This is a genomic window from Hydrogenophaga sp., assembly GCF_028698005.1.
Lineage (GTDB): Bacteria > Pseudomonadota > Gammaproteobacteria > Burkholderiales > Burkholderiaceae_C > Hydrogenophaga.
In genome coordinates, this window is sequence record NZ_JAQVEJ010000010.1 from 12,291 (window position 1) to 39,013 (window position 26,723).

General features: G+C 64.7%; 26 protein-coding genes. 9 read left to right on the forward strand and 17 right to left on the reverse strand.

What is annotated here, in order from left to right; translation table 11 throughout:
* Window positions 1-74: 74 nt before the first annotated feature.
* From PHQ87_RS02160 to PHQ87_RS02200, 9 genes are all read right to left on the reverse strand, one after another.
* Window positions 75-1,148, reverse strand: coding sequence for an outer membrane beta-barrel protein (locus PHQ87_RS02160; protein WP_300230731.1), 1,074 nt, complete (start codon window positions 1,146-1,148; stop codon window positions 75-77).
* 224 nt (window positions 1,149-1,372) lie between these two features.
* A complete protein-coding gene (gene rng / locus PHQ87_RS02165; RefSeq protein ID WP_300230733.1) occupies window positions 1,373-2,914 on the reverse strand; it encodes a ribonuclease G in 1,542 nt (513 codons plus the stop codon).
* 27 nt (window positions 2,915-2,941) lie between these two features.
* Window positions 2,942-3,559 (reverse strand): Maf family protein, encoded by a 618-nt coding sequence (locus tag PHQ87_RS02170; protein WP_300230735.1) that lies wholly within the window; start codon window positions 3,557-3,559, stop codon window positions 2,942-2,944.
* 35 nt (window positions 3,560-3,594) lie between these two features.
* Window positions 3,595-4,062, reverse strand: a complete 468-nt coding sequence (gene rlmH, locus PHQ87_RS02175) for a 23S rRNA (pseudouridine(1915)-N(3))-methyltransferase RlmH (protein ID WP_300230737.1) — start codon at window positions 4,060-4,062, stop codon at window positions 3,595-3,597.
* Entirely contained in the window at window positions 4,059-4,775 is a 717-nt protein-coding gene (rsfS, locus tag PHQ87_RS02180; RefSeq protein WP_300230739.1) for a ribosome silencing factor, read from the reverse strand. Before rsfS ends, rlmH begins: the two co-directional genes overlap by 4 nt.
* Entirely contained in the window at window positions 4,772-5,410 is a 639-nt protein-coding gene (nadD, locus tag PHQ87_RS02185; RefSeq protein WP_300230741.1) for a nicotinate (nicotinamide) nucleotide adenylyltransferase, read from the reverse strand. Before nadD ends, rsfS begins: the two co-directional genes overlap by 4 nt.
* Window positions 5,410-6,324, reverse strand: coding sequence for an oxygen-dependent coproporphyrinogen oxidase (gene hemF / locus PHQ87_RS02190; RefSeq protein ID WP_300230743.1), 915 nt, complete (start codon window positions 6,322-6,324; stop codon window positions 5,410-5,412). Before hemF ends, nadD begins: the two co-directional genes overlap by 1 nt.
* A gap of 14 nt (window positions 6,325-6,338) precedes the next feature.
* Window positions 6,339-7,613 carry a phosphoribosylamine--glycine ligase gene (gene purD, locus PHQ87_RS02195; protein WP_300230745.1) on the reverse strand — a complete coding sequence of 425 codons (1,275 nt, stop codon included), beginning with the start codon at window positions 7,611-7,613 and terminating at the stop codon, window positions 6,339-6,341.
* Entirely contained in the window at window positions 7,610-8,335 is a 726-nt protein-coding gene (locus PHQ87_RS02200) for a YebC/PmpR family DNA-binding transcriptional regulator (RefSeq protein WP_300230747.1), read from the reverse strand. The genes purD and PHQ87_RS02200 overlap by 4 nt, the downstream gene beginning before the upstream one ends.
* A 93-nt stretch (window positions 8,336-8,428) precedes the next feature.
* Here PHQ87_RS02200 and PHQ87_RS02205 point away from each other — a divergent pair, with 93 nt between their 5' ends.
* Together PHQ87_RS02205 and PHQ87_RS02210 are read left to right on the forward strand one after the other, a co-directional pair.
* Window positions 8,429-9,961 (forward strand): helicase HerA-like C-terminal domain-containing protein, encoded by a 1,533-nt coding sequence (locus tag PHQ87_RS02205; RefSeq protein ID WP_300230749.1) that lies wholly within the window; start codon window positions 8,429-8,431, stop codon window positions 9,959-9,961.
* Window positions 9,962-9,990: 29 nt separating this feature from the next.
* On the forward strand, window positions 9,991-10,764 hold the full coding sequence (locus PHQ87_RS02210; RefSeq protein WP_300230751.1) for an SGNH/GDSL hydrolase family protein: 774 nt from the start codon (window positions 9,991-9,993) through the stop codon (window positions 10,762-10,764).
* Window positions 10,765-10,839: 75 nt separating this feature from the next.
* Here the strand turns inward: PHQ87_RS02210 and clpA are convergent, their stop codons facing one another.
* The 3 genes from clpA to PHQ87_RS02225 form a co-directional block, all read right to left on the reverse strand.
* Window positions 10,840-13,182, reverse strand: coding sequence for an ATP-dependent Clp protease ATP-binding subunit ClpA (clpA, locus tag PHQ87_RS02215; protein ID WP_300230753.1), 2,343 nt, complete (start codon window positions 13,180-13,182; stop codon window positions 10,840-10,842).
* A gap of 91 nt (window positions 13,183-13,273) precedes the next feature.
* Entirely contained in the window at window positions 13,274-13,639 is a 366-nt protein-coding gene (gene clpS / locus PHQ87_RS02220; protein WP_300230755.1) for an ATP-dependent Clp protease adapter ClpS, read from the reverse strand.
* Between the two features lie 72 nt (window positions 13,640-13,711).
* A complete protein-coding gene (locus PHQ87_RS02225) occupies window positions 13,712-14,527 on the reverse strand; it encodes an IclR family transcriptional regulator (protein ID WP_300230757.1) in 816 nt (271 codons plus the stop codon).
* Window positions 14,528-14,672: 145 nt separating this feature from the next.
* On the opposite strand from PHQ87_RS02225, the gene PHQ87_RS02230 reads away from it, so the two are divergent.
* The 4 genes from PHQ87_RS02230 to PHQ87_RS02245 all read left to right on the forward strand — a co-directional run bounded on the left by PHQ87_RS02230 (window position 14,673) and on the right by PHQ87_RS02245 (window position 18,450).
* Window positions 14,673-16,232: an ABC transporter substrate-binding protein gene (locus PHQ87_RS02230; RefSeq protein ID WP_300230759.1), complete on the forward strand. Its 1,560-nt coding sequence runs from the start codon at window positions 14,673-14,675 to the stop codon at window positions 16,230-16,232.
* A 42-nt stretch (window positions 16,233-16,274) separates the two neighbouring features.
* Entirely contained in the window at window positions 16,275-17,147 is an 873-nt protein-coding gene (locus tag PHQ87_RS02235; RefSeq protein WP_300230761.1) for a 3-keto-5-aminohexanoate cleavage protein, read from the forward strand.
* Window positions 17,148-17,214: 67 nt separating this feature from the next.
* Window positions 17,215-18,027, forward strand: coding sequence for an alpha/beta fold hydrolase (locus PHQ87_RS02240; protein WP_300230763.1), 813 nt, complete (start codon window positions 17,215-17,217; stop codon window positions 18,025-18,027).
* A gap of 90 nt (window positions 18,028-18,117) precedes the next feature.
* Entirely contained in the window at window positions 18,118-18,450 is a 333-nt protein-coding gene (locus PHQ87_RS02245; protein WP_300230765.1) for a YegP family protein, read from the forward strand.
* A gap of 326 nt (window positions 18,451-18,776) precedes the next feature.
* On the opposite strand, the gene icd is transcribed toward PHQ87_RS02245, so the two are convergent.
* Window positions 18,777-20,036, reverse strand: coding sequence for an NADP-dependent isocitrate dehydrogenase (gene icd / locus PHQ87_RS02250; protein WP_300230767.1), 1,260 nt, complete (start codon window positions 20,034-20,036; stop codon window positions 18,777-18,779).
* A 136-nt stretch (window positions 20,037-20,172) separates the two neighbouring features.
* Here icd and PHQ87_RS02255 point away from each other — a divergent pair, with 136 nt between their 5' ends.
* Complete coding sequence (locus PHQ87_RS02255) at window positions 20,173-20,622, forward strand: DUF192 domain-containing protein (protein ID WP_300230769.1); 450 nt, start codon at window positions 20,173-20,175, stop codon at window positions 20,620-20,622.
* 40 nt (window positions 20,623-20,662) lie between these two features.
* Here PHQ87_RS02255 and PHQ87_RS02260 read toward each other — a convergent pair whose 3' ends face one another.
* The 4 genes from PHQ87_RS02260 to PHQ87_RS02275 all read right to left on the reverse strand — a co-directional run bounded on the left by PHQ87_RS02260 (window position 20,663) and on the right by PHQ87_RS02275 (window position 25,512).
* Window positions 20,663-22,900 carry an NADP-dependent isocitrate dehydrogenase gene (locus PHQ87_RS02260; RefSeq protein ID WP_300230771.1) on the reverse strand — a complete coding sequence of 746 codons (2,238 nt, stop codon included), beginning with the start codon at window positions 22,898-22,900 and terminating at the stop codon, window positions 20,663-20,665.
* A gap of 241 nt (window positions 22,901-23,141) precedes the next feature.
* Window positions 23,142-23,723, reverse strand: a complete 582-nt coding sequence (locus PHQ87_RS02265) for a Fe-Mn family superoxide dismutase (protein WP_300230773.1) — start codon at window positions 23,721-23,723, stop codon at window positions 23,142-23,144.
* A 97-nt stretch (window positions 23,724-23,820) separates the two neighbouring features.
* On the reverse strand, window positions 23,821-25,011 hold the full coding sequence (gene xseA, locus PHQ87_RS02270; protein ID WP_366524428.1) for an exodeoxyribonuclease VII large subunit: 1,191 nt from the start codon (window positions 25,009-25,011) through the stop codon (window positions 23,821-23,823).
* Window positions 25,012-25,311: 300 nt separating this feature from the next.
* Window positions 25,312-25,512 carry a hypothetical protein gene (locus PHQ87_RS02275; protein WP_300230777.1) on the reverse strand — a complete coding sequence of 67 codons (201 nt, stop codon included), beginning with the start codon at window positions 25,510-25,512 and terminating at the stop codon, window positions 25,312-25,314.
* Here PHQ87_RS02275 and PHQ87_RS02280 point away from each other — a divergent pair.
* Window positions 25,463-26,104: a MotA/TolQ/ExbB proton channel family protein gene (locus tag PHQ87_RS02280; protein ID WP_300230775.1), complete on the forward strand. Its 642-nt coding sequence runs from the start codon at window positions 25,463-25,465 to the stop codon at window positions 26,102-26,104. The genes PHQ87_RS02275 and PHQ87_RS02280 overlap by 50 nt on opposite strands.
* A 21-nt stretch (window positions 26,105-26,125) precedes the next feature.
* Entirely contained in the window at window positions 26,126-26,545 is a 420-nt protein-coding gene (locus PHQ87_RS02285) for a biopolymer transporter ExbD (protein WP_300230776.1), read from the forward strand.
* Window positions 26,546-26,723 lie beyond the last annotated feature (178 nt).

Below are 26,723 nucleotides of genomic sequence, written 5' to 3' on the forward strand. Positions count from 1 at the left end.
GGCCGCCGGTCGCCGGTCTGCCATGCAACAAAAAAAGGCTCCCGCGGGAGCCCTGGTACTGACCCGGAGCCGGATCAGAAGTTGTACTGGACGCCGGCACCGAAATAATCGACGTTGCCCCAGCGCGGGTTGTTGCTGCGGCCTTCCCGCGGGAAGTGATCGGCATCGAAACGCAGCGACAGCTTGTCGGTGAGCGAGTAGGTGGCGCCAACGCCATACACGCCACGGGTCTTGGCGTCGCTGCCGCCGCCGAAGCTGTCGTGCTTGACGCGGGCGGCGCCCAGCTTGCCGAACAGGCGCAGCTTGTCGGTCACCTGGCCACCCAGGGTGACGCGTGCGCCCAGCGCCTGCGCGCCGACGTCAAAGGTGCGCGAGCCGTCCACGGCGCCGTACTGATGATCCTTGCCGCCCTGGAAGAACACCTCGGCACCGAGCAGTTCGTTGAACTGATAGCCGGCCCCGAACTGCGTGCCGATCTGGCGGTCGGTGTTGCCCACGCTGGTGGACGCGTCGGCGCCATGGTAGACGACGCTGTCATTGACCGCGCCCAGTGTGCCGAACACATACGGCCCCGCCACTTTCCTGGGCTCGGGTGCTGGCGCAGGCGCGGCCACCGGCACCGGTGCCGGTGCGGGCGCAACCACGACAGGCGCGGGAGCGGGTGCGGGTGCGGGCGCCGGGGCGGCAGCCACCGGAGCAGGCACCGGCACCGGCCGCGGGAAGGCACCCGCGAAGCGGTTGTCGCACTGGGCCATGCTGGCGCGCACCGGCTTGCCGGTGGCATCCGCGTACACGTTCACGTCCATATCGGGGGCAAACGGCACGTACTTGCCCTGCAGCACCTTGGAGACGCCGTTGCGGCCATTCTGGCGGCCGACGCCGAGGTCGCAGGCACCGTTGGCGTACTCGGGGCCCAGATCGGCCAGCTTGACGGTCTTCACGCTTTTTTCGCCCTTTTGCAGGCGCGTGGGCATGCGGGTGACCGGCTGGTAGAAGCGGGCCTGGCCGGCCAGCACCGCCGCATCGCATTCGGCGGCCGTGTCATAGCCGGTGTTGCCGGTGGCATCCGTGGTCGGTGCGGCCCAGGCCGCAGCCGACATCAGGCTGCCGGCGACAAGGGCGATCGGGGTGAATCGAAACGTTCTCATGGCTTTCCTTCGCAATGAACAAAACAATGGGATGGATGCACTGTGCCTGTGCTGCGGCGTGCTGTCTGCCAGAGAAGTCCTACAGATTGCCCGAAGTGCCGGTCACTGCACACCGCTGTGGGCTGCATGCATCAGACTGTCGACACCGTAGCGGCAAACGCCGCGCACGGGATGTGACAAACGGTAAGAGCCGTGCGCGGGCGCACGCACGGCAGTGAGGCCGATCAGAGCAGCACGATGTCGTACTGTTCCTGGGTCATGGACGCTTCGGACTGCAGCGAGATCGGTTTGCCGATGAAGTCGGACAGACCGGCCAGGTGCTGGCTTTCCTCATCGAGAAACAGCTCGACCACCTGGGGTGATGCGACCACGCGGAACTCCCGGGGGTTGAAGGCTCGGGCCTCGCGCAGGATCTCGCGCAGGATGTCGTAGCAGACGCTGCGCGCGGTCTTCACGGTCCCCCTGCCTGCGCAGGCGCTGCAGGGTTCGCTGAGCATCTGCGCCAGCGACTCGCGGGTGCGCTTGCGGGTCATCTCGACCAGGCCCAGTTGCGAGAACCCGCCGATCATGGTCTTGACCCGGTCGCGCGCCAGTTGCTTGCGAAACTCCATCAGCACCGCTTCGCGGTGATCCTCGGGCACCATGTCGATGAAGTCGACGATGACGATGCCGCCCAGGTTGCGCAACCGCAATTGCCGGGCAATGGCCTGCGCCGCTTCAAGGTTGGTGCGGAACACCGTGTCATCAAAATTGCGTGCCCCGACAAAGCCGCCCGTGTTGACATCGACGGTGGTCAGCGCCTCGGTCTGGTCGATGACCAGGTAGCCCCCCGACTTGAGCTCCACCCGCCGCCCCAGCGCCTTGGTGATCTCCTCGTCGACACCGAACAGATCGAAGATCGGGCGCTCGCCACTGTAGTGTTGCAGCTTGGGCAGCGTGTCGGGCATGAACTCGGCGGCAAACTGCCTGAGCTGGCCGTATTGCTCGCGCGAATCGATCTTGATCGACTGTGTTTGCGTGCTGGCCAGGTCCCGCAGCACGCGCTGCATGAGGGTCAGGTCTTCGTGCAGCAGCGAGGGCGGGGGCAGGCGCGTGGCGGCGTCGCGGATGCGCTGCCAGGTCTTGCGCAGGTAGGCAATGTCCTCGCGCAATTCCTCGTCGCTCGCGTCCTCGGCGTTGGTGCGCAGAATGAAACCACCGGCGGTAGTGCCGTCACCCTGCGCCGCGGTCAATTGCATCACACGCTGGCGCAAGGCTTCGCGCTGGGCCGGTGGAATCTTCTGGCTGACACCGATGTGGTCATCCTGCGGCAGGTACACCAGCAGACGCCCGGCGATGCTGATCTGCGCTGTCAGCCGCGCACCCTTGGTACCGATCGGGTCCTTGAGCACCTGCACCATCAGTGCCTGTCCCTCAAAGATCTGGCGCTCGATCGGCAGCACCGGATCGGGCTGGAGGACCTTGCTGGCGGCGCCGTTGGTGGCGGCAGCCGTCGCCGCCGTCACGCGTTCGCGCGGCGCGGCATGCTTGGCCGTGATGTTCGGCATGAGGTCGGCGACATGCAGGAAGGCGGCACGGTCCAGGCCGATATCGATGAAGGCGGATTGCATGCCGGGCAGCACCCGCGAGACCTTGCCCAGATAAATGTTGCCGACCAGGCCACGCTCGAGCGTGCGCTCGATGTGCACTTCCTGCACCGCGCCCTGCTCGACGATGGCGACCCGCGTTTCCTGCGGTGCCCAGTTGATCAAAATGTCCTGGCTCATAGATTCTCTGGATAGGGTTCCGATCGCTCAGCCCAGGCGCACGCGGGCCTGCCGCAGCAGTTGGGCCGTCTCATGGGCGGGCAGCCCCATGATGCCCGAGTAGCTGCCGCTCATGTGCCGCACCCACATCGCTGCCCTGCCCTGGATGGCATAGGACCCGGCCTTGCCCAGGGGCTCGCCACTGGCCACATAGGCACGGATCTCGGCGGCGCTCATCGGTGCAAACTCGACCCAGGACACCGACAGCGCCTCCAGGCAGCGGTCCTGGCGCGTGCCGGGCACGCCGATGGCCACCGCCGTCAGCACCCGGTGGCGCCGCTCCGACAGGGAGGCCAGCATCCGCCGCGCATCCGCCTCGTCCAGCGGCTTGCCCAGGATACGCCGGCCCAGCGCCACGGTGGTATCGGCACACAGCACCGGCGATGGTGGCAGGCGCCGGTCGCGCATGCGCTGCAGGGATGCCTGCAGCTTCAGGCGGGTGACCCGCTGCACATAGGCCGCCGGCGTTTCGCCAGGCCGCACGGCCTCCAGCGACTCGACGTCCTCGTCCGCCCCGGGCAGAAGCAGTTCGCAACGCACTCCCCATTGGGTCAGCAGTTGCCGCCGCCTCGGGCTTTGCGAAGCCAGGTATATGAAATCAGCCATCGTGATCCTGGGAATTGTCCGGCCAGCGCCTGGCCTCATTCGCGGTGATAGGGGTGCTTGGCATTGACCGACCAGGCCCGGTACAACTGCTCGATCAGCAGGACCCGCACCATCGCATGGGGCAGGGTCAGGTCCGACAGGCGGATGCGCTGGTGGGCCTGGGCGCGAAAGCCAGGGTCCAGCCCGTCCGGGCCACCGATCACCAGGGCCACGTCATCACCGTCAAGCTGCCACTGCTGCAGTTGCTGTGCCAGTGCTTTGGTGGTCAGCGCCGTACCACGCTCGTCGAGCACCACCACACGGCACCCCTTGGGCAAGGCGGCCTGAATGCGATCGCGCTCGGCCGCCATCACGGCATCGACCGTGCGCGAGCCCCGTGGCTCGGTCTTGACGGTTTTGAGTTCGACCCGCAGTTCCGGCGGGAAGCGCTTGGCGTAGTCGTCGTAGGCCGTCTGGGCCCAGTCGGGCACGCGCTGCCCGACCGCGACGATCACCAGCTTCATGCCTTCTTCTTGGCAGCGGGCTTCCTGGCGGGCGCCTTGGCCGCCGCCGTCGGGGATGCGGTTTTGCGCGCCGGCTTGGGGGCATTGACCACCACCTTGGGCAATGCGGCCTTGCGCTTGGCGGGCGCAGTCTTGCCGGCGCCGGCCGCTGCCGCCGCGCTCTTGCGCGGTGCCGGCTTGGAGGTGGCGCTTTTCTTGGCGGCAGGAGGTGTCGCCGGCGTGGCGGTCTTGCGCGCCACCTTGCGTGCGGGCTTGGCAGGCACCTCGGCGCTCGCGGCATCCTTGGCGCCGGCAGCCGCGCGCGTGGTCTTGGCGCCGGCGGTCTTGCGGGCCACCGCCTTGGCCTCGCCCGATTTCAGGCGCACCGGCTTGGCACCCCAGATCTCCTCCAGGCGGTAGTACTGGCGGATGACAGGCTGCATCACGTGCGCCACGGCAGCGCCGCAGTCGATGATGATCCACTCGCCGTTGTCTTCGCCTTCAATGCGGGGTTTGTCGAAACCGGCCTCCCGCACGGCGTCGCGCACGCTGTTGGCCAGTGCTTTGGTCTGGCGATTCGAGGTGCCACTGGCAATGATGACGCGCTCGAACAGAGGCGACAGATCGGCCGTGTTGAACACCACGATATCCTGCCCTTTGACGTCCTCCAGCCCCTCGACAATGGCGCGTTGCAGTTTCTGGATATCCTTCTTGGCGGTGGATTCGCTGGTCATGAATGGTTCTGGTAGAGGTTGTGGGTCGAAATATAGCCTGCCACCGCAGGTGAGACCAGTGGCACGTCATCCAGCACACCATCAAGCCAGTCCTGCTGCATGTGGCGGCGCAGGGCCGTGGCGCTGACATTGAGGGGCGCCATGGCCAGTGTGACGAAGGGGATCTCCACCGCCGACAGGTTGGACGGTCGGTGTGCCGGCGACAAGGCGTCGGTCCCGATGTGCTCGGCCCGGTTGGCCACGGCCAGCGTGGCCCGGGACAGAATGTCCTGCCAGCGGTGCCAGGTCGGGAATTGCTGCAACTGGTCGGCCCCGACGATCAGGAACAGCTCGGCATCAGGGTGTTCGGCCGCCACCTCGGCCAGGGTGTCGATGGTGTAGGTCGGTCCGGTGCGGTGCAGTTCGCGCTCATCAACGCGGGTGCGCGGCAGATCGGCAAATGCCAGGCGCGCCATCGCCAGGCGGTGCTCGGCGCTGGTCAGTGGCCGGGACTTGTGCCAGGCTTGCCCGGTGGGGATGATCAGCAGCAGATCCAGGCCCAGTTGGCCCAGGGCGGCCTGGGCGACCGCATGGTGTGCCACGTGTGGGGGGTCGAAAGCGCCACCGTACAGGCCAATGCGCGGGTGCACCGGCATCACACCCATTCCCGCCGCACCAGGAACTTCCGGTACAGCTCGTCCTCCGGTGCGCCCTTGCGGGTCTTGCGGCCGTAAGCCCAACTGACCAAGGGCGGCATGGACAACAGGATGGACTCGGTACGGCCACCCGATTGCAGCCCGAAATGCGTACCCCGGTCCCAGACCAGATTGAATTCGACATAACGGCCGCGCCGGTACAGCTGGAAGCTGCGTTCGCGCTCGCCATAGGGCGTGTTCTTGCGGCGATCGACGATGGGCAGGTAGGCATCCAGAAAGGCGTCGCCGACCGATGTCGTCATCGCGAAGCTGCCATCGAACCCCAGCTCCGAAAAGTCGTCGTAGAACACGCCACCAATGCCGCGCTGCTCGTCGCGGTGCTTGAGGTAGAAATACTCGTCGCACCACTGCTTGAAGCGGGGGTACTTGTCGATGCCGAACGGGTCCAGCGCGTTCTTGCAGGTGCGGTGGAAGTGGATGCAGTCCTCTTCGAAACCGTAGTAGGGTGTCAGGTCCATGCCGCCGCCGAACCAGCACACCGGCTCCTTGCCAGCAGGCTTGGCGGCGATCATGCGCACGTTCATGTGCACCGTGGGTACGTAGGGGTTGCGCGGGTGGAAAACCAGGGATACGCCCATGGCTTCGAACGGTGCGCCGGCCAGCTCGGGCCGGTGCTGCGTGGCCGACGGTGGCAATGCCGGCCCACGCACATGGGAGAAGCCACAGCCTGCGCGCTCGAAGACCGCCCCATCTTCGAGGATCTGGGTGATGCCCCGTCCTTGCAGGCGCTCACCCCTGGGTTTGAGCCACTTGTCGACCACGAACTGGCCGCCATCGACCAGCGCGACCGTTGAGGTGATCCTTTGCTGCAGATCGACGAGGTATTCGCGGACGGCGCTGATGGAAACGTTCATGCTGTCTGGCCCGTTCAGAGGGCCCGGTAGCCGATGTCACGACGGTATTGCATGCCGTCGAAGCGGATGCCTTCGGCGAGCGTGTAGGCCTTTTCCCGGGCCTGACGCACGTCATCGCCCAGGGCGGTCACGCACAGCACGCGGCCACCGGCGGTGACGATCTGCCCGTTCTGGTCGGCCGTGCCGGCGTGGAACACCATGGCATCGCTGCTGTCGGCCGGCAAGCCGGTGATCACATCACCCTTGCGTGGCTGCAGCGGATAGCCTTCCGCCGCCAGCACCACGCCCAGTGCCACGCGCGGGTCCCAGTCCAGCGTCACCCGGTCCAGCTCGCCGCGCGTGGCGGCCAGCAGCACCTGTGCCAGGTTGGAGCGCAGACGCATCATGATCGGCTGCGTCTCCGGATCGCCCATGCGGCAGTTGAACTCCAGCGTCTTGACACGCCCATCGGGCGTGATCATCAGGCCGGCGTACAGGAAACCGGTGTAGGGCACACCGTCGGCCTTCATGCCGCGCAGCGTCGGCAGGATCACCTCCTCCATCGCGCGCTGATGGATGGCTGGCGTCACCACGGGCGCGGGCGAATAGGCGCCCATGCCCCCGGTGTTCGGCCCCTGGTCGGCATCCAGCAGGCGCTTGTGGTCCTGGCTGGTGGCCAGCGCCAGCGCATGCTCGCCGTCGCACAGCACGATGAAGCTGGCCTCCTCGCCTTCGAGGAACTCCTCGATCACCACGCGCGCGCCGCCCTCGTTGTGGGCCACGCCAAGCTTGTTGTCCAGCAGCATGAAGTCGATCGCCTCATGCGCCTCGGCGGCGGTCATGGCGACCACCACCCCCTTGCCCGCAGCCAGGCCATCGGCCTTGACCACGATCGGGGCACCCTTGGCATCGACGTAGGCATGCGCCTGGTCGGCATCGCTGAAGGTCTGGTACTCGGCCGTGGGCACGCCATGGCGCTCCATGAAGGCCTTGGAGAAGGCCTTGGAGCTTTCGAGCTGGGCCGCCCTCTGCGTCGGACCGAAAATGGCCAGGCCATGCGCGCGGAACTCGTCCACCACGCCGGCGGCCAGTGGCGCCTCGGGCCCGACCACCGTCAGGCCGATGCCGTTGGCCTGCACCCACTCGCGCAGCGCCACCTTGTCGCCGATGGCCACGTTCACCAGTTGCGTGTCGCGGGCCGTGCCCGCGTTGCCCGGTGCCACATAGACCTGGCTCACGCCCTCGGACTGCTTGAGCTTCCACGCCAGGGCATGCTCGCGGCCACCGCCGCCGATCACCAGGACTTTCATGCGTCGATTTCTGCGTTATGGAAAACGTCCTGGACGTCGTCCAGGTCTTCAAGGGCGTCAAGGAGCTTCTGCATGCGCTCGGCGTCCTCGCCCGTCAGTTCGATGGTGTTCTCGGGGCGCATCGTCACCTCGGCCACCTCGGCCTTCAGACCGGCCGCCTCCAGTGCGTTTTTCACCGCCTCGAAATCGCCCGGCGCGCTCAGCACCTCGATGGAGCCGTCGTCGCCCGTGATCACGTCCTCGGCGCCGGCCTCCAGGGCGACTTCCATCACCTGGTCCTCGCTCGTGCCCGGCGCGAAGATCAACTGCCCGCAGTGCTTGAACTGGAAGGCCACCGAGCCGTCGGTACCCAGGTTGCCACCGTGCTTGCTGAATGCATGGCGAACCTCGGCCACGGTACGCACGCGGTTGTCCGTCATGGTGTCGACGATGATCGCTGCCCCACCGATACCGTAGCCCTCGTAGCGAATTTCCTCGTAGCTCACGCCGTCGAGGTTGCCGGTGGCCTTGTCGATGTTGCGTTTGATGTTGTCGGCCGGCATGTTGGCCGCCTTGGCCTTGTCGACGGCCAGGCGCAGGCGCGGATTGGCGTTGATGTCGCCCCCGCCCTGCCGGGCCGCCACCATGATCTCACGGATGATGCGCGTCCAGACGCGGCCGCGCTTCTCGTCCTGACGGCCCTTGCGGTGTTGAATATTTGCCCATTTGCTGTGTCCAGCCACGATGGTGCCCTTCTTTCTGAACAGAATTTGGTCTAATCAGACGGGATTTTACGTTTGCCCGTACCCCGCACCGCCCAAAACAGGATCGACAACATGGCTGAACCGATACACATCGCCCAGAATGCCCAGACCCAGTGCCTGCTGCTGCCCGGACTGGCCAACCGCCATGGCCTGATCACCGGGGCCACCGGCACGGGCAAGACCGTCACGCTGCAGAAGCTGGCCGAGGGCTTTTCTGCCATCGGCGTGCCCGTTTTCATGGCCGACGTCAAGGGTGACCTGACCGGCATCAGCCAGCGCGGCCAGATCGGCAGCAAGATGGCCCAGACCCTCGCCGACCGGGGCATTGCCCTGCCCGAGCCCGTCGCCTGCCCCACCACCCTGTGGGATGTGTTCGGCGAGCAGGGGCACCCGGTACGGGCCACCATCTCGGACATGGGGCCACTGCTGCTGGCGCGCATGCTCGATCTCAATGACACCCAGGCCGGGGTGCTCAACCTGGTGTTCAAGATTGCCGACGACCACGGCCTGTTGCTGCTGGACATGAAGGACCTGCGGGCGCTGCTGCAGCACGTGGGCGACAACGCCAAGCAGTTCACGACCGAGTACGGCAATATCAGCGCCGCCAGCATCGGCGCCATCCAGCGCGGCCTGCTGGCCATCGAATCGCAGGGGGGCGACAAATTCTTCGGCGAGCCGATGCTGGACATCAGCGACTTCATGCAGACCGTCGGCGGCCAGGGGGTCATCAACATCCTGGCGGCGGACAAGCTGATGAACTCGCCCCGCCTGTACGCCACCTTCCTGCTGTGGATGCTCTCGGAGCTGTTCGAGCAGCTGCCCGAGATCGGCGACCCCGACAAGCCCAAGCTGGTGTTCTTCTTCGATGAGGCCCACCTGCTTTTCGATGGCGCTCCCAAGGTGCTGGTCGAGCGCATTGAACTGGTGGTGCGGCTGGTGCGTTCCAAGGGTGTCGGGGTGTACTTCGTGACCCAGAATCCGCTGGACATCCCCGACAGCGTGCTCGGCCAGTTGGGCAACCGCGTCCAGCACGCGCTGCGTGCCTTTACGCCGCGCGACCAGAAGGCCGTCAAGGCCACGGCCGAGACCATGCGGCCCAAGGCCGGTCTGGACATCCAGGCCGCCATCACCGAGCTGGGCGTGGGCGAAGCACTGGTCAGCTTCCTGGATGCCAAGGGGCGCCCGTGCGAGACCGAACGCGTCTATGTGATCCCGCCGGGCAGCCAGATCGGCCCCATCACGCCGGAGCAGCGCCAGGCGATGATCCGGGATTCGCTGGTGGCCGGCGTCTATGAAAAGGTGGTGGACCGGGAGAGCGCCTACGAAGTGCTGCGTGGCCGTGTCGAAGGCAGCGAGCAGCCGGCGCAAGACGCGCCGAAGACCCCGCGCATCCCCGGCGCGACCAAGCCGGCCGCCAGCGACAATGGCGGCGGCATCGGCACCATGATCAATGAAGCCCTGTTCGGGCGAACGGGGCCGCGCGGCGGTCAGTACGACGGTCTGGTCCAGACGATGGCCAAGACGGCGGCCCGCAGCGTCGCCAGCGGCATCGGTCGCCAGATTGTGCGCGGCGTGCTGGGCAGCCTGCTGGGCGGCAAGCGCTGACTGAGTTCCCGGCATCAGGAATAAAACACATGGCGTACCGTTTCTTTGCCCATGCCTGCCTGGGTGGCCTGATCGCACTGCTGAGCGCCTGCGGCGGCGGCGGTGACGACGACGAGGCCGAGGGCACCCGTGGCACGACCGAGAAGGTGGCGGGCTGCGGATTCGATGGCGATCCTCTGCGCATCATGCCGTTGGGTGACTCCATCACCGAGGCGGAAGCCGGTCACAACAGCTACCGCAGGGTGCTGTGGCAGCGTCTGAACCGGGCAGGTTGCGTGGTCAATCTGGTGGGCAGCAAAACGGGTGTGTCCAGAGGCCGGCGCGATAGCGGGTCGGTCAACCCGCCCAACGCCGACTTCGATCTGGATCACGAAGGCCACTGGGACTACACGGTGGCCGAACTCCTTCCCCGCGTGGGCACTCTGGTGGCCCAGGCACAGCCCGATGTCGTTCTGGTTCACCTGGGGACCAATGACGTGCTGCGCGGGCGACCGGCCAGCCGCATCGCCCAGGACCTGGGCGGGCTCATCGACGCCATCCGGGCCGGCAAGCCGGACACCCACATCCTGCTGGCCAAGATCATCCCGGCGGCGCCCTACCCGGCCGGCACCGCCGCCCTCAACCGCCTGATCGATGGCATTGCATCCAGCCGGTCCAGCGCCACTTCGCCGGTTGCGGTGGTCGACCAGGCCAGCGGCTACTCGACGGGTGACAACTACGATGGGGTTCACCCCGGGGTCGCCGGCGAGGCCAAGCTTGGCAACCGCTGGGCCGACGCAGTACTGGCCTGGAGCAGCCTGTAGCCGGCCTGGACGGGCATCTGCCGCCCAAGAAAAAACCCGGCATGGCCGGGTTTTTATGACTGAGCGCGATGTACCTCAACCGGCCGTGGCCTCTTCGGGCTTGGCCTTGCCTTCTTTTTTCGGCAACGGCTGGATGTCGAGCTTGACCTCGTGGGTCTCCTTGCCATCCTCGCCAAGCTTGGTCTCCAGGTCCACCGTCAGGCGACCGCCATCGGTCAGGCGTCCGAACAGCAGCTCGTCGGCCAGGGCCTTGCGGATCATGTCCTGAATCAGCCGCTGCATCGGTCGTGCGCCCATCAGCGGGTCGAAGCCCTTCTTGGCCAGATGCTTGCGCAACGCGTCGGTGAAGGTAACCTCCACCTTCTTCTCGGCCAGCTGGCTTTCGAGCTGCAGCAGGAACTTGTCCACCACGCGCAGGATGATGTTTTCGTCCAGCGGCTTGAAGCTGACGATGGCATCCAGGCGGTTGCGGAACTCCGGCGTGAACAGGCGCTTGATGTCGGCCATCTCGTCGCCGGCCTCGCGCGGGTTCGTGAAGCCGATGGTCGCCTTGTTCATGGTTTCGGCGCCCGCGTTCGTCGTCATGATGATGATGACGTTGCGGAAGTCGGCCTTGCGCCCGTTGTTGTCCGTCAGCGTACCGTGGTCCATGACCTGCAGCAGCACGTTGAAGATGTCCGGATGCGCCTTCTCGATCTCGTCGAGCAGCAGCACCGCGTGTGGCTTCTTCGTGATGGCCTCGGTCAGCAGGCCGCCCTGGTCGAAGCCCACGTAGCCGGGTGGCGCGCCGATCAGGCGGCTGACCGCATGGCGCTCCATGTACTCCGACATGTCGAAGCGGATCAGGTCGATGCCCAGGATGTAGGCCAGTTGCTTGGCGGCCTCGGTCTTGCCGACGCCGGTCGGGCCGCTGAACAGGAAGGCACCGATCGGCTTGTCGGCCTTGCCCAGGCCGGAGCGCGCCATCTTGACCGAGGAAGCCAGCAGCTCCAGCGCCTTGTCCTGTCCGAACACCACGCTCTTGAGGTCACGTTCGAGCGTGGCCAGCTTGCTGCGGTCGTCGCTGGACACGTTCGCGGGCGGAATGCGCGCGATCTTGGCCACGATGTCCTCGATCTCGGCCTTGCCGATGGTCTTCTTGCGTTTGCTGGCCACGGCGATGCGCTGCGCGGCACCGGCCTCGTCGATCACGTCGATGGCCTTGTCGGGCAGATGCCGGTCGTTGATGTACTTGGCCGAGAGCTCGGCCGCCGCCTGCAGCGCCGCGTTGGCGTACTTGACGCTGTGGTGCTCCTCGAAGCGGCTCTTGAGACCCTTGAGGATTTCCACCGTCTGCTCGACGGTCGGTTCGACCACGTCGATCTTCTGGAAGCGCCGGCTCAGGGCCGCGTCCTTCTCGAAGATGCCGCGGTACTCGGTGAAGGTCGTCGCGCCGATGCACTTGAGCTGGCCGCTGGAGAGCGCCGGCTTGAGCAGGTTGGAGGCGTCCAGCGTGCCACCCGAGGCCGCACCAGCCCCGATCAGCGTGTGGATCTCGTCGATGAACAGCACGGCGTGCGGCTTGTCCTTGAGCGCCTTGAGCACGGCCTTCAGGCGCTGCTCGAAATCGCCCCGGTATTTGGTGCCGGCCAGCAGTGCCCCCATGTCGAGCGAGTACACCGTGGCTTCGGCCAGAATCTCGGGCACGTCACCCTGGGTGATGCGCCAGGCCAGACCCTCGGCGATCGCCGTCTTGCCCACGCCGGCCTCGCCGACCAGCAGCGGGTTGTTCTTGCGGCGCCGGCACAGGATCTGGATCGTGCGCTCGACCTCGTAGTCGCGGCCGATCAGGGGATCGATCTTGCCGTCCTTGGCTGCCTGGTTCAGGTTCTGGGTGAACTGCTCCAGCGGCGACTGCTTCTCGTTGCCCTTGGCCCCCTGCTCGACGGCCTCCTCGTTGTCGGCCGCGCTTTCGCCCGGCTTGCCGGCCTCTGGCGGATCGCTCTTGCGGATGCCATGGGCGATGAAGTTGACCACGTCCAGGCGCGTGACGCCCTGCTGGTGCAGGTAGTACACGGCATGCGAGTCCTTTTCGCCGAAGATGGCCACCAGCACGTTGGCACCCGTGACTTCCTTCTTGCCGTTGCCGGTGGACTGCACGTGCATGATCGCGCGCTGGATCACGCGCTGGAAGCCCAGGGTGGGCTGGGTGTCAACCTCTTCGGTGCCGGCCACCTGCGGGGTGTTGTCCTTGATGAAATTCGTCAGGGACTTGCGCAGATCGTCGATGTTGGCCGAGCAGGCGCGCAGCACTTCGGCGGCGCTGGGGTTGTCCAGCAGCGCCAGCAGCAGGTGCTCGACGGTGATGAATTCGTGTCGCTGTTGCCGGGCCTCGACAAAGGCCATGTGCAAGCTGACTTCAAGTTCCTGGGCAATCATGGACACTTCCTTTGGTGCTGGTGGATCAGGATACGCGATTCGTCCGGTGGAGATCAGTGGAAGAGACCATCACATGGGGTTGGGTTCGTCCTTATTCAATAGGTTCAGTGGTGCACTGCAAAGGGTGCCCCGCATGACGGGAGGCCTGCAGCACCTGGTCCACCTTGGTGATGGCGACGTCGCGGGTATAGACCCCGCACACGCCTTTGCCCTCCAGGTGGATCTTGAGCATGATCTGGGTGGCGGTTTCCCGGTCCTTGCCGAAAAATTCCTGAATGATCTGGACGACAAACTCCATCGGCGTGAAATCGTCGTTGAGCAGGACCACCTGGTACATCTGGGGCGGCCGGACCCGCTGGGCGCGGCGCTCCAGCACCACCGCGTCATCGCCTGCCACGCTGGGGCGCGATGCGGGAATCACGGGTTTTTTGGGGGTTTGGGCAACCATGAAAACCATTCTACCGGCGGGCATTAGGCCCGCACATCATATGGAATTGAAAAGACACAGTCTGCTGCGTTTCTGGAGGGGCTAAGCCAGCTGGCGCGCCAGCCGTATCAGCCGCGGTCCCACATCCTCCAGCAGCCACCGCTCGTTCATCTCGCGACCGAAGAACGAGCAATTGATCGCAGCGGGCATGCCACCGTCGATGCGACCCAGGGGAACAGCGACCGCTTGTACTTCCGGGTAAACCTCCCCCATCGAGATGCAGCATCCCCGTTGGGGATATTGCGCGACGTTGTCCATCACCCGCTGGGCATGCCGCTCCCACTCGAGCGGCGCCTTCACCTTGATCTCGTTGATGAGCGTCATCCGCTCCTCCGTGCTGCAGGACATCAGATAGGCACGCCCAACGGCGGTGCCGGCCAGTGACTGGGTGACACCCACGTCCAGCGCATAAGCGCCGCGTTCGCGAGCACGGATCGACTCGATGTAAACAATGTTCAGGCGGTCACGGATGCCAATCGATACGTTGCCGTCAACTTCCTGTGCGAACGCCATGAGGAGAGGCCGCACGCGCTGGCGAAAAGGAAATTGGTCCAGCAGCGGGTACCCCAGGGACAGCATGGCCACCCCAAGCCTGTATTTGCCCCAGCCCTGTGCTTGTGTCAGATAGCCCATCTGCACCAGGGTGTACGCAAGCCGGGACACGGTTGACACGGGAAGACCCAGGCGACGGGCCAGTTCGGTCACACCGAGCAGCGGCTCTGCTGGGGTGAAACAGCGCAACAACTCCAGGCCCCGCGCCAGCGTCGTGGCGAAGTGCCGGTCACCAGCGAATTCGCTCCAGGCAGCAGGAACCTTCCGCCTCGAGCCGATGGATGGGGGATGAGAAGACTTCGACATAGCGAGAATCATAGTGTCATATCGGAAATCCTTCTCTGCTCCAGTTGGGCATACCTATCATCGCGCCCAACATTCAACCAACAGGAGACAAGCCATGGCAATTCACTTGAGGTATTGGCACGCAGCCCTGGGCGCCGCAGCGACGGTGACGCTGGCGGGTGCGGTCATGCCGGCAGCGGCGCAATCCGCCGACCAGCCCAAACGCGGCGGCACACTGGTGTTCCCGATCCACATGGGAGAGCCCAACACGCTGGACTGCCATGCGGCAAGCACGCCTGGTGTCATGTGGCGCATTGCGCCGCACTACTCCACATTGCTGCAGTTGGAGGATGACGGCACTATCAAGGGGGACTTGGCACGCAGCTGGAAAATTTCGAGTGATGGCCTGAGCTATGAGTTCAAGCTGCACCCTGGCATCAAGTTCCATGATGGTTCGGCGCTGACATCACGCGACGTCAAGGTCAGCATCGACCGCATGCGCAACCCGCCCCCGGGCGTCGTTTCGATGCGCATGGGCATGTACAAGGACATCAAGTCGGTGGAGACGCCAGACGCGGAGACCGTGGTGCTGCGCCTGAGCGAGGTCAACGCCGCGATGCTGAATCTGCTGGCAACCCCCTACGCCTGCATCCTGTCCGCACAGCGCCTGGAGACCGATGCGTCCTACCCCGCCAAAACGGTGATGGGCAGCGGGCCATTCCGGTTTGTGCGCTACGTCCCCGGGACCGAATGGGTCGGGGAACGCTTTGATAGCTACTTTATGGCGGGAAAACCCTATATCGATGGCTTCCGAGCTCTCACGGTGTCCGCGGCCGCGGCCACCAATGCGGTGATTTCCGGACAGGTGCATTACAACCTGCGCGGGCTGACCGAAAGCCAGATTGCCCAGGTCCTGGCCAGCCGTGCCGATCAGGTCAACATCGTCGGCACGGGTGCCGCCGGCGACCTCCTTTTCGTGGTGTCGCTGAACACCACCCAGAAACCGCTGGACGATGTGCGGGTTCGCCGCGCGCTGCTGCTCGCCCTGGACCGCCAGGCGGGCGCCAAGGCCATGAAGCAGCTCACCTCGGCCAACGTCATTGGTGGCCTGAGTCGCCCGGGGTCGGTCTGGGCGCGTAGCGAGCAGGAGTTGGAAGCCCTGCCGGGCTTTGGCCGCGATGTCGAAGCAGCACGAGCCGAGGCACGCCGGCTGCTCAAGGAAGCAGGCCATCCCAACCTGAAGCTGCGGTTTACCTTCAATGGCCTGTACAGCTACTTTGCCGTGCTGATGGCCGACCAATTGCGTCAGATCGGCGTCACCGTCGAGACCCAGACCGTGGATTCACTGAGTCTGGCCGCCGTCAAGCGCAGCGGCGACTACGACATGCTGTTTGACAACCTGCCCGAGTACCTCGACGACCCCAGTGTGCGGCTGGGCTGGTTCCTGCCTTTCAAGACAAACCCGCTCAACACAACACGCGCCAACGACCCGCTCCTGGAGTCGCTGTACGACCAACAAAAGCGCGAGATGGACACGGCGCGCCGTACCGTCCTGGTGCAGAAAATGGAGAAGCACATTGTGGACAACGCCTATGTGATCCCGTTGTACTGGATGGAATGGCAGCGCGCCATCTCGAAGGACGTTGGGGGCCTGCGGTCGATGCCATCGAACTTCATGAAGATCAACCTTGCCGACATCTGGCTGCGCAACGCCGGCACGCGCTGACCTGCCTCACATTCATTCAACGCAATTTTTTCAAGTCATCACATGTCCAAAGTCATCGTTACCGTCGCAGTCACCGGCTCGCAGCCCACCCGGGAAATGAACCCCAACCTGCCCGTGACACCGCAGGAGATTGCCGATTCGGCCATTGAGTGCTTCAACGAAGGTGCATCGATCGTGCACGTGCATGTTCGCGACCCGAAAACCGGCCGAGCTTCCATGGCATTGGAGCACTATCAGGAGGTCATGGAGCGGGTACGCGCCAAAGTACCGATGATCATCAATCTGACGACCGGCCCGGGCGGTCGGCTGGCTGTGGATGCCGATGCCCAGCCTTTGCCTGGCAGCCCGCATCTGATGTCGGCCCAGGAACGGGTCGCGCATGTCCTGCAACTTCGTCCGGAGATGTGCACGCTCGACCTGGGCAGCATGACCACCCGGCTGGGCATCATGGCGAATGCCCAGCCGGTGGTCGAGCGCATGGCGGAACTGATGAACGAGGCCGGGGTGAAGCCCGAGGTCGAACTGTTCGAACTGGGCGCGTTCAAGCTGGTTCGCTCGATGATCGACCGCGGCCTGCTCGATGCACGTTGCCATCTGCAGTTGTGCATGGGCACGAGCGGCGGTATCCCCGCCGACCCGAGGACCGCGCAACTGATGATCGACAGCGTTCCGTCCACATGCACCTGGTCCATCTTCGGCGTCGCCCGGACACAGTTCCCGATGGTGGCCATGGGTGTCATGAACGGGGGACACGTGCGCGTGGGCATGGAGGACAATATCTACCTGCGCAAGGGGCAACTCACCAGCGGTAACGCCGAACTGGTGCGCAATGCCGTTCAGATCATCCGGAACATGGGTGCCGAAGTCGCCAGCGTCGAGGAAGCGCGCCAAATGCTTGGCCTTGCGGCACACTGATGCCCCTGCCTGCACGGCACCGGCCATCCGGTCGCCGCCTGTCCGAAGCCACTGCCTTCCCAAACCCATGCCCACGCCGCCGCCACGCCTCCTGACGCTCTCTCGCTGCACACTGGCCTACCGGGACACGGGCGATCCGCCACATGACGCCGGTACCCCTCTGGTGCTGCTGCACGGCAGCCACGGGGACTGGCGGCACTGGTCGGCGAACCTGCCCGCGCTCTCGCGCACGCATCGCGTCCTTGTGCCCGACATGCCCTGCTTCGGCGCTTCCTCCAGCCTGCCTGGCGAGCCCGAGCCGGGTGATCTGGCCCAGGCGCTGAGCGAGTGGATGGCGCAGCTGGACCTGACCGGGGTGACACTCGTGGGTTTCTCCTTTGGTTGCCTGGTGGCCACGGCGCTGGCACAGGCGGCACCTGCGCGTGTCGCGCGCCTGATGCTCGTTCACCCGCCTGGACTTGGGATCACCGGCGAACGGGGAGCCCACATTGCAGCCACCGCCTCTGCGATCGCGCGCAGCGAAGGACGCCGCGCCGGCATCCGGGAAACATTGACCTCGCTGATGCTGGCCGATGCGTCCAAGATCGATGAGGCCATGATCGACGACGCGCTGTCGATGGCGCAGGCATCGAGGTTGCGCACGACGGCCCTGTCGCGCAACGCCAAATTGCCGCCGGTGCTGGCGAACCTGCCCCAGCCGCTGACGGTGGTGTTCGGCGACCGCGATCCCTACCATGCGCACGACCTGGATGGCCGGCGATCACGCCTGCTTCAGGCACGCGAAGACGCCAACTTCGTCCTGGTCCGTGGTGCCGCACACTGGTTGCAAAGAGACCAGCCGCAAGCGTTCAACAAGTTGCTGCTCGACTTTGCCCGCTGACCGCTGACCACTTATGGCGCCACGGCCCAACTCTGGTACAAAGGACATGCCATTCGGCACATTCATCCATTGAGCAGAGGAGCGCGATCCATGAGCGGAAAATTCGAGATCAGCAAGGCCAAGAACGGCAAGTTCATGTTCCACCTCAAGGCCGGCAATGGCGAGGTCATCCTGAACAGCCAGATGTACGAAACCCGGGCCAGTGCCCTGCAGGGTGTCGATTCTGTCAAGGCCAATGCCGCCCAGGACGAGCGCTACGTGCGTGCCACGTCTTCCGACGGCAAACCCTATTTCAACCTGAAGGCGGCCAATGGCCAGATCATCGGCAGCAGCGAGATGTACTCATCGGCCGCGGCCATGGAAAACGGCATTGCCTCGGTGAAGAAGAACGCCCCGGGCGCCAGCACGACCGACCTGAGTTGACCCACCGTCCGGCGGTGACCCCGCGCGGCTGCCGGAAATGCCGGGCACGAGGCCGGGCAGAAACCGCACCGGAGGCTAGCGGGAAAAAGTGCCTGGCTGGCGGAACGGAGTCCGTTGGCTGGCAAAAAACGACCCTGGCGACTGCTTGCCGCCCCGGGTCGCCCCACGATGAGCCAAAGCATGACCCAGGCTTGGCGTTCCGGCCTGGGGAGCTGTCATAGGGTGGACCCTACCACAGTTGATAATAATCATTATTCAACTGCGAGCCATTCTTGCCGGGGTTCTCCTGCAGAAGATCGATGCTCTCTCCCAGGGCATTTCCCGGACTATTCGTCCATCGCCTCGATCATGGCCTGGCCGAAACCCGAGCACGACACTTGCGTGGCGCCGTCCATCAGGCGGGCGAAGTCGTAGGTGACCTTCTTGGCCAGGATGGTGCGCTCCATGCTGGCAATGATCAGGTTGGCCGCTTCGCGCCAGCCCATGTGGCGCAGCATCATCTCGGCCGACAGGATCAATGAACCGGGATTGACGTAATCCTTGCCGGCATACTTGGGCGCCGTGCCGTGCGTGGCCTCGAAGCAGGCCACCGTGTCACTCATGTTGGCGCCCGGCGCGATGCCGATCCCGCCCACCTGCGCGGCCAGCGCGTCGGAGAGGTAGTCACCGTTGAGATTGAGCGTCGCGATCACCGAATATTCGGCCGGCCGCGTGAGGATCTGCTGCAGGAAGGCATCGGTGATGACGTCCTTGATGATGATGGAGCGGCCGGTCTTGGGGTTTTTGAGCTTGCACCACGGCCCGCCGTCGAGCAGTTCGGCGCCGAATTCCTTCTGCGCCAGCGCGTAGCCCCAGTCACGGAAACCGCCTTCCGTGAACTTCATGATGTTGCCTTTGTGCACCAGGGTCACGTTGGGCTTGTCATGATCGATCGCGTACTGGATGGCCTTGCGCACCAGACGCTCGGTGCCCTCGATCGAGACCGGCTTGATGCCGATGCCCGAGGTCCCGGGGAAGCGGATCTTGTTCACGCCCATTTCTTCCTGCAGGAAGCGGATGAGCTTCTTCGCGTCATCGCTTTGCGCAGGGTATTCGATGCCGGCGTAAATGTCCTCCGAGTTTTCGCGGAAGATCACCATGTTGGTCTTTTCCGGCTCCTTGAGCGGACTGGGAACCCCCCTGAAATACTGCACCGGACGCAGGCAGACATACAGATCGAGCTCCTGGCGCAACGCCACATTGAGCGAGCGGATACCGCCACCCACCGGTGTCGTCAGCGGCCCCTTGATCGACACCACGAAGTCCTTGAAGACCTGCAGGGTTTCCTCGGGCAGCCATACGTCCGGGCCATACACCTTGGTCGACTTCTGGCCGGCATACACCTCCATCCAGTGGATCTTGCGCTGGCCACCATAAGCCCTTGCGACGGCCGCATCGACCACCTTGAGCATCACCGGCGTGATGTCGACGCCGACACCGTCACCTTCGATGTACGGAATGATGGGCTCATCCGGCACATTCAGCGACATGTCGGCATTGACGGTGATCTTCTGGCCTTGCTCAGGCATCTGGATGTGCTGGTACATGGAAATCCGGTCTCCTGGATTGTCGGGAATCAAACGGGCCGCCAAATTCTATCCACCCGCTCAGCATGCCGCGGGTGCCCGGCATGGCGCACAATGCCGGCACCCGATTGATTCTTCGTTGTTGTTGTCGCTTGCCATGAAAAAGACGATCGCCAGCCTGCTGCTGGCCCTTCTGTCCACCCTGTCAGCCGCTCAGGAAATGCAGCCGCAGATGAATCTGCCGCGCACCACCCTCAGGGCCGGCATGCACCTGATCCAGGCCCAGGTGGCAACCACGCCGCAGCAGCGCGCCATGGGACTGATGTTCCGCCGCGAGATGCCGGCCAACGAGGGCATGCTGTTCGTATTCGAGCAGCCCGCCGTGCAGTGCTTCTGGATGAAAAACACCCTGCTGCCGCTGACGGCGGCCTTCGTGGCCGACGACGGGACCGTGGTCAACCTGGCCGACATGCAGCCGCTGAGCGAAGCATCACACTGCTCGGCCGAGCCCGTGCGCTATGTGCTGGAAATGCACCAGGGCTGGTTTGCCAAGCGCGCGATAAAGCCCGGCTTCAGGCTCGGCGGCCCCCCTTTCGGCGGCCGCTGAGCCCTCCCCTGGGCTTTGCTTGGTTGGCCGAGGCCGCTTGTCAGGCGGCGAGCTTGGCCAGTGCTTCGTTGAACAGCTTGCTCGGGCGCATCACGGCCTCGAGCTTGGCGAAGTCCGGCTTGTAATAGCCGCCGATGTCTGCCGGCTTGCCCTGCACCGCGTTGAGTTCGGTCACGATGGCCTCTTCCTTCTCGGTCAGTTCCTTGGCCAGCGGGGCGAACTTGGCTGCCAGTTCGGCGTCATCGGTCTGCGCGGCCAGCTCCTGCGCCCAGTACATGGCCAGGTAGAAGTGGCTGCCGCGGTTGTCGAGCTGGCCGGTCTTGGGGCTCGGGCCCTTGTTGTTGTCCAGCAGCTTGCCGGTGGCAGCGTCCAGCGCCTTCGCCAGCACCTTGGCCTTGGCGTTGTTGTTCTTGATGCCCAACTCTTCCAGACTCACCGCCAGGGCCAGGAACTCGCCCAGCGAATCCCAGCGCAGGTGGTTTTCCTCGATCAGTTGCTGCACATGCTTGGGTGCCGAACCACCGGCGCCCGTCTCGTACATGCCGCCGCCGGCCATCAGGGGCACGATGGACAGCATCTTGGCCGAGGTGCCCAGTTCCATGATCGGGAACAGGTCCGTCAGGTAGTCGCGCAGGATGTTGCCGGTGGCGCTGATCGTGTCCAGGCCACGGATCACGCGCTCCAGGGTGTAGCGCATGGCACGCACCTGGCTCATGATCTGGATGTCCAGTCCGGTGGTGTCATGCTCATGCAGGTACATCTTGACCTTGGTGATGAGCTGCGCCTCGTGCGGGCGGTACTGGTCGAGCCAGAAGACCACCGGCATGCCGGAGTTGCGGGCACGCGTGACGGCCAGCTTGACCCAGTCGCGGATGGCGGCATCCTTGACCTGGCACATGCGCCAGATATCCCCTGCTTCGACGTTCTGGCTCATCAGCACCTCGCCGGTGTTCAGGTCGGTGATGTTGGCCACGCCGTCCTCGGGGATCTCAAAGGTCTTGTCGTGGCTGCCGTACTCCTCGGCCTGCTGGGCCATCAGGCCGACGTTGGGGACCGTCCCCATGGTCTTCGGATCGAAGGCGCCGTGCCACTTGCAGAAGTTGATCATCTCCTGGTAGATGCGGGCGAAGGTCGACTCGGGCATGACGGCCTTCACGTCCTTGAGGCGACCGTCGGCACCGTACATCTTGCCGCCATTGCGGATCATGGCGGGCATGGAGGCGTCCACGATCACGTCGTTGGGCGAGTGGAAGTTGGTGATGCCCTTGGCGGAATCCACCATGGCCAGTTCCGGGCGGTGCTCGTGGCAGGCGTGGATGTCGCGCTTGATCTCTTCCTGCTTGCTTTGCGGCAGCACGGCGATCTTGTTGTACAGGTCGACCATGCCGTTGTTGACGTTGACGCCCAGTTCGTCGAACAGCTTGCCGTGTTTCTCGAAGGCTTCCTTGTAGAAAATCTTCACGCAATGGCCGAACACGATGGGGTGCGAGACCTTCATCATCGTGGCCTTGACGTGCAGCGAGAACATCACGCCGGTCTTGCGAGCATCCTCGATCTCCTTCTCGTAGAAGGCCAGCAGCGCCTTCTTGCTCATGAACATGGAGTCGATGACCTCGCGGTCCAGCAGCGAAACCTTGGGCTTGAGCACGATGGTCTTGCCGCTCTTGGTGATCAGTTCCATCTTCACGTCGCGCGCCTTGTCCAGCGTCATCGACTTCTCGCCGTGGTAGAAGTCACCGGCGTGCATGTGCGAGACGTGCGAGCGCGACGCCTGGCTCCACTCGGCCATGTGGTGCGGGTTCTTGCGGGCGTACTCCTTCACCGCCTTGGGTGCGCGACGGTCGGAGTTGCCCTCGCGCAGCACGGGGTTCACCGCCGAGCCGGTGCAGCGGTTGTAGCGTGCGCGGATTTCTTTCTCTTCGTCGGTCTGCGGGTTCTCGGGGAAGTCGGGGATTTTGTAACCCTTGTCCTGCAGTTCCTTGATCGCGGCCTTGAGCTGGGCAACCGAGGCGCTGATGTTGGGCAGCTTGATGATGTTGGCCTCGGGACGCAGCGTCAGCTTGCCCAGTTCGGTCAGGGTGTCGGGAACGCGCTGTTCTTCGGTCAGGTAGTCGGGGAACTGGCCAAGAATGCGGCCGGCCACCGAAATGTCGCTGGTCACGACGTTGACACCTGCCGGTGCGGTAAAGGTCCGGATGATGGGCAGGAGGGAGCTTGTGGCCAGCAGGGGGGCTTCGTCGGTGAGCGTATAGACGATGGTGGAAGAGTCGGTGCTCATGAGGGTTCTCCGGATGTCGTTGTGGATATCGGCTGCCAGCCTTGCCTGTTGGGTTCGGCCAAACCTGTCTATTTTGCGTTCAACGGTCGTTGGCGGGCATCGCTTTTTGACCTGATTTACCGCATTATGGTATCTGATACCAAAATTACGGCTTTTTTTTGTCGCCACCCCCGCTGTATCCCGGCAGGCGAAAAAAAACCCGAGGTGCCATACCTCGGGTTTCGTCATGGGGTGAGCGCGATCAGCCGAAGTTCTTCTCGGCGAACGACCAGTTCACCAGCTTGTCGAGGAAGGTTTCGACGAACTTGGGACGCAGGTTGCGGTAGTCGATGTAGTAGGCGTGCTCCCACACGTCGACGGTCAGCAGCGCCTTGTCCTCGGTGGTCAGCGGCGTGCCGGCGGCGCCGGTGTTGACGATGTCCACGGAACCGTCGGCCTTCTTGACCAGCCAGGTCCAGCCGGAACCGAAATTGCCCACGGCGGACTTCACAAAGGCTTCCTTGAAGGCGGCGTAGCTGCCCCACTTGGCGTTGATCGCAGCGGCCAGCGCGCCCGAGGGTTCGCCACCTCCGTTGGGCTTCATGCAGTTCCAGAAGAAGGTGTGGTTCCAGATCTGGGCTGCGTTGTTGTAGATGCCGCCACTGGATTTCTTCACGATCGATTCGAGATCCATGTTCTCGAACTCGGTGCCCTTCTGGAGGTTGTTGAGGTTCACCACATAGGCGTTGTGGTGCTTGCCGTGGTGGTACTCCAGAGTCTCGCGGCTGTAGTGGGGAGCCAGATCATCCAGTCCATAGGGCAGCGGAGGCAGGGTGTGTTCCATGGGGTTTCCTCGTTGAAAGTTGTGTTGTTTGACACCTGCGAAGGGCGGTGCCTTCGCCGGAATGGGCATTGTAGGTAAGCTCAGCGCGCAGTGTCGCTCATGCACCCTTGTCCAGTCCAGTCACAAGGACATCCATGCGCCCGTCGGCCAGCCGCGCCTGCAGCGACGCGCCCACCTGCGTCTGCCCGATGCCCGTGATGGCACGGCCCTGGGCATCGGTCAGGTAGGCATAACCGCGCTCGAGCACCAGTTGCGGGTCCAGGTGGGTGAGCGCGGTTGCGCACCGGTCCAGCCGTCGCTGTTGCCGCTGCAGGTACTGCGCCGCCGACTGCTCCAGCACTGGCGACAGACGCTGCAGCTGTCCGCGCCGGCGCTCCAGCGACAGCCGCAGCGCGCCCTGCAGGCGGTGCTCCAGGCTCAGCAGGCGCTGCCGGCCTTCGTGCAAACGCGCGGACGGACGCCCCAGCCGCTGGGCGATGCGATCGAGCCGCTGGGCGCGCGTGTCGAGGTTCTGCAGCATCAGATCGCTCAGGCGCGAACCCAGCCACTGCAAAGCGGCCAGTTGCTCGTCGCGCGCCGGCGTGCACAGCTCGGCCGCCGCGGTGGGCGTGGGCGCGCGCAGGTCCGAGGCGAAATCGACCAGGGTGAAGTCGGTTTCGTGACCCACGCCGGTGATCACCGGCATGGGCACGGCCACCACGGCACAGACCACGCGCTCGTCGTTGAAGCTCCACAGATCCTCGATCGAGCCGCCGCCACGCACCAGCAGCAGCACATCGCACTCACCCGAGGCGTGGCGGCCCGCCGCCTGCCGCAGGGCAGCGACGATCTCGTCGGGCGCGGAGGCGCCCTGCACCGACGCCGGATAGATGGTCACCGGCACATGGGGCGCGCGCCGGCGCAGCGTCGTGACGACGTCGCGCAGCGCTGCGGCCCCGAGCGAGGTGACGACACCGATGCCGCGTGGAAAACGCGGCGGCACCCGCTTGCGCCCGGCATCGAACAGGCCCTCGGCCTCCAGCTTGGCCTTCAGGCGCAGGAACTGCTCGTACAGACTGCCCAGGCCGGCCGGCTGCAGGCGCTCGACGATCAACTGCAGGTCGCCGCGGGGGCCGTACAGGTCCAGCCGCCCCTGTGCCTCGACCACCATGCCTTCGCCCGGCTGGAACTTCAGGCCGTCGGCCGAGCGCCGGAACATGGCGCAACGGATCTGGCCCGCACTGTCCTTGAGCGAGAAATAGCAATGCCCGCTGGACGCGCGGGAAAAGCCCGAAATCTCGCCGCGCACCGTGACCGGATTGAACCGGGCCGCCAAAGTGTCAGCAATGGCGCGCAACAGCGGGCCAACTGCCCACACAGCCCTTGAAGATCCGGCATCGGAGATGAAAAACCCTTCAGCCACCAGCGTCTCCGGGCAGGATGTGTCCACAACCCGCATGAATCCAGGGATTCACTGCAAAAACACCCGTCAATCCAAGAATCTTCGTACAACCCATTGATTTATATGACTTTTTTTGCGCCTAATTGTTAAGCAAACCCATGAATGGCGCTCTGACCAAGGCCTGGCGGCGTCGGCCCACAGGGTTTTTCACAAAGTTATCCACAGAATCTGTGCAAGAACGCCGGTGGTGAGGGCGATGGGTGCGGGCGCGCCGCGCGGGCAGATGCGCCGGCCGGCTGCGTCATAATGGCCGCCGGTTGCCGCCCGCAGCGGGCGGCATGTCGTCGGGAGCCCCGTTTTGCTGTCCATCATACAAGCCGCCGGTTGGCCGATCTGGCCCTTGATCATCTGCTCGGTTCTGGGCCTGGCCCTGATCATTGAACGTTTCATCAGCCTCAAGGCCTCGCGCATCCTGCCGGCCAAGCTGCTGGATGAAGCGATCCAGGTTTCCCGCGACGGCATTCCCTCGCCCGATGTGGTCAGGCAGCTCGAACAGAACTCGATGCTCGGTGAGGTGCTCGCCAGCGGCTTCCGGACCTTCAACAACAACCCTTATGCGACCGAGGCCGATCTGCAGGCCAACATGGAGTCCACCGGCCGCCTGGTCGCTGCCCGGCTGCAGAAATACCTGGGTGCGCTGGCCACGATCGCGTCGGCGGCACCGCTGATCGGCCTGCTCGGCACCGTGGTGGGCATGATCGAGATTTTTGCGTCGCAGGGCGGTCACGGTGGCATGGGCACCATGCCCGGTGGCGGCGACCCGTCACAACTGGCCCGGGGCATCTCCATCGCCCTGTACAACACGGCCTTCGGTCTGATCATCGCCATCCCGGCGCTGATCTTCTGGCGCTACTTCCGCGCCCGGGTGGACACCTACCTGCTGGGCATGGAGGTCGCCTCAGACCGTTTCGCCCGCCACCTGCTGACCCTGCACAAGTAATCCGGAAGGAGCGGCACCGGCATGAATTTCCGTCAAGGCAACCGGGATGAGCCGGAGATCAACCTCATTCCGTTCATCGACATCCTGCTGGTCGTCCTCATTTTCCTGATGCTGACCACGACCTACAGCAAGTTCACTGAACTGCAGGTCAATCTGCCCGTGGCCGATGCCCAGCCACCGAAGGACAACCCGCAGGAGATCGTGGTGTCGGTGGCCAGTGACGGGCGCTATGCCATCAACCGGGAGGCGGTGGATGGCGGCAGCATCGACCACCTCGTGCAAGCCCTGCGTGCGGCCGCCAAGGCCGACGATCCGGTGGTCGTTGTCAGTGCCGACGCCGCAGCGACGCACCAGTCGGTGATCAATGTGATGGATGCGGCGCGCCGTGCCGGGCTGGTCCAGATCACCTTTGCCACGCAGCGGCCCGGCGGCGGCCACTGACCTCCATGCCGTCCCCCCGCCGAGCCGCCCGCTGGTCTGCCCTGTGGCGGCGGGCCAGCGAGCGGCGAGGCGCCCTTGCCCACGCCCTGCTGCCACTGGCCTGGTTGTACGGCAGATTGGCGCGCCAGCGGCGCGCGGCGTTCCTGTCCGACGCGACCCGGACATCCCGCTTGCCGGT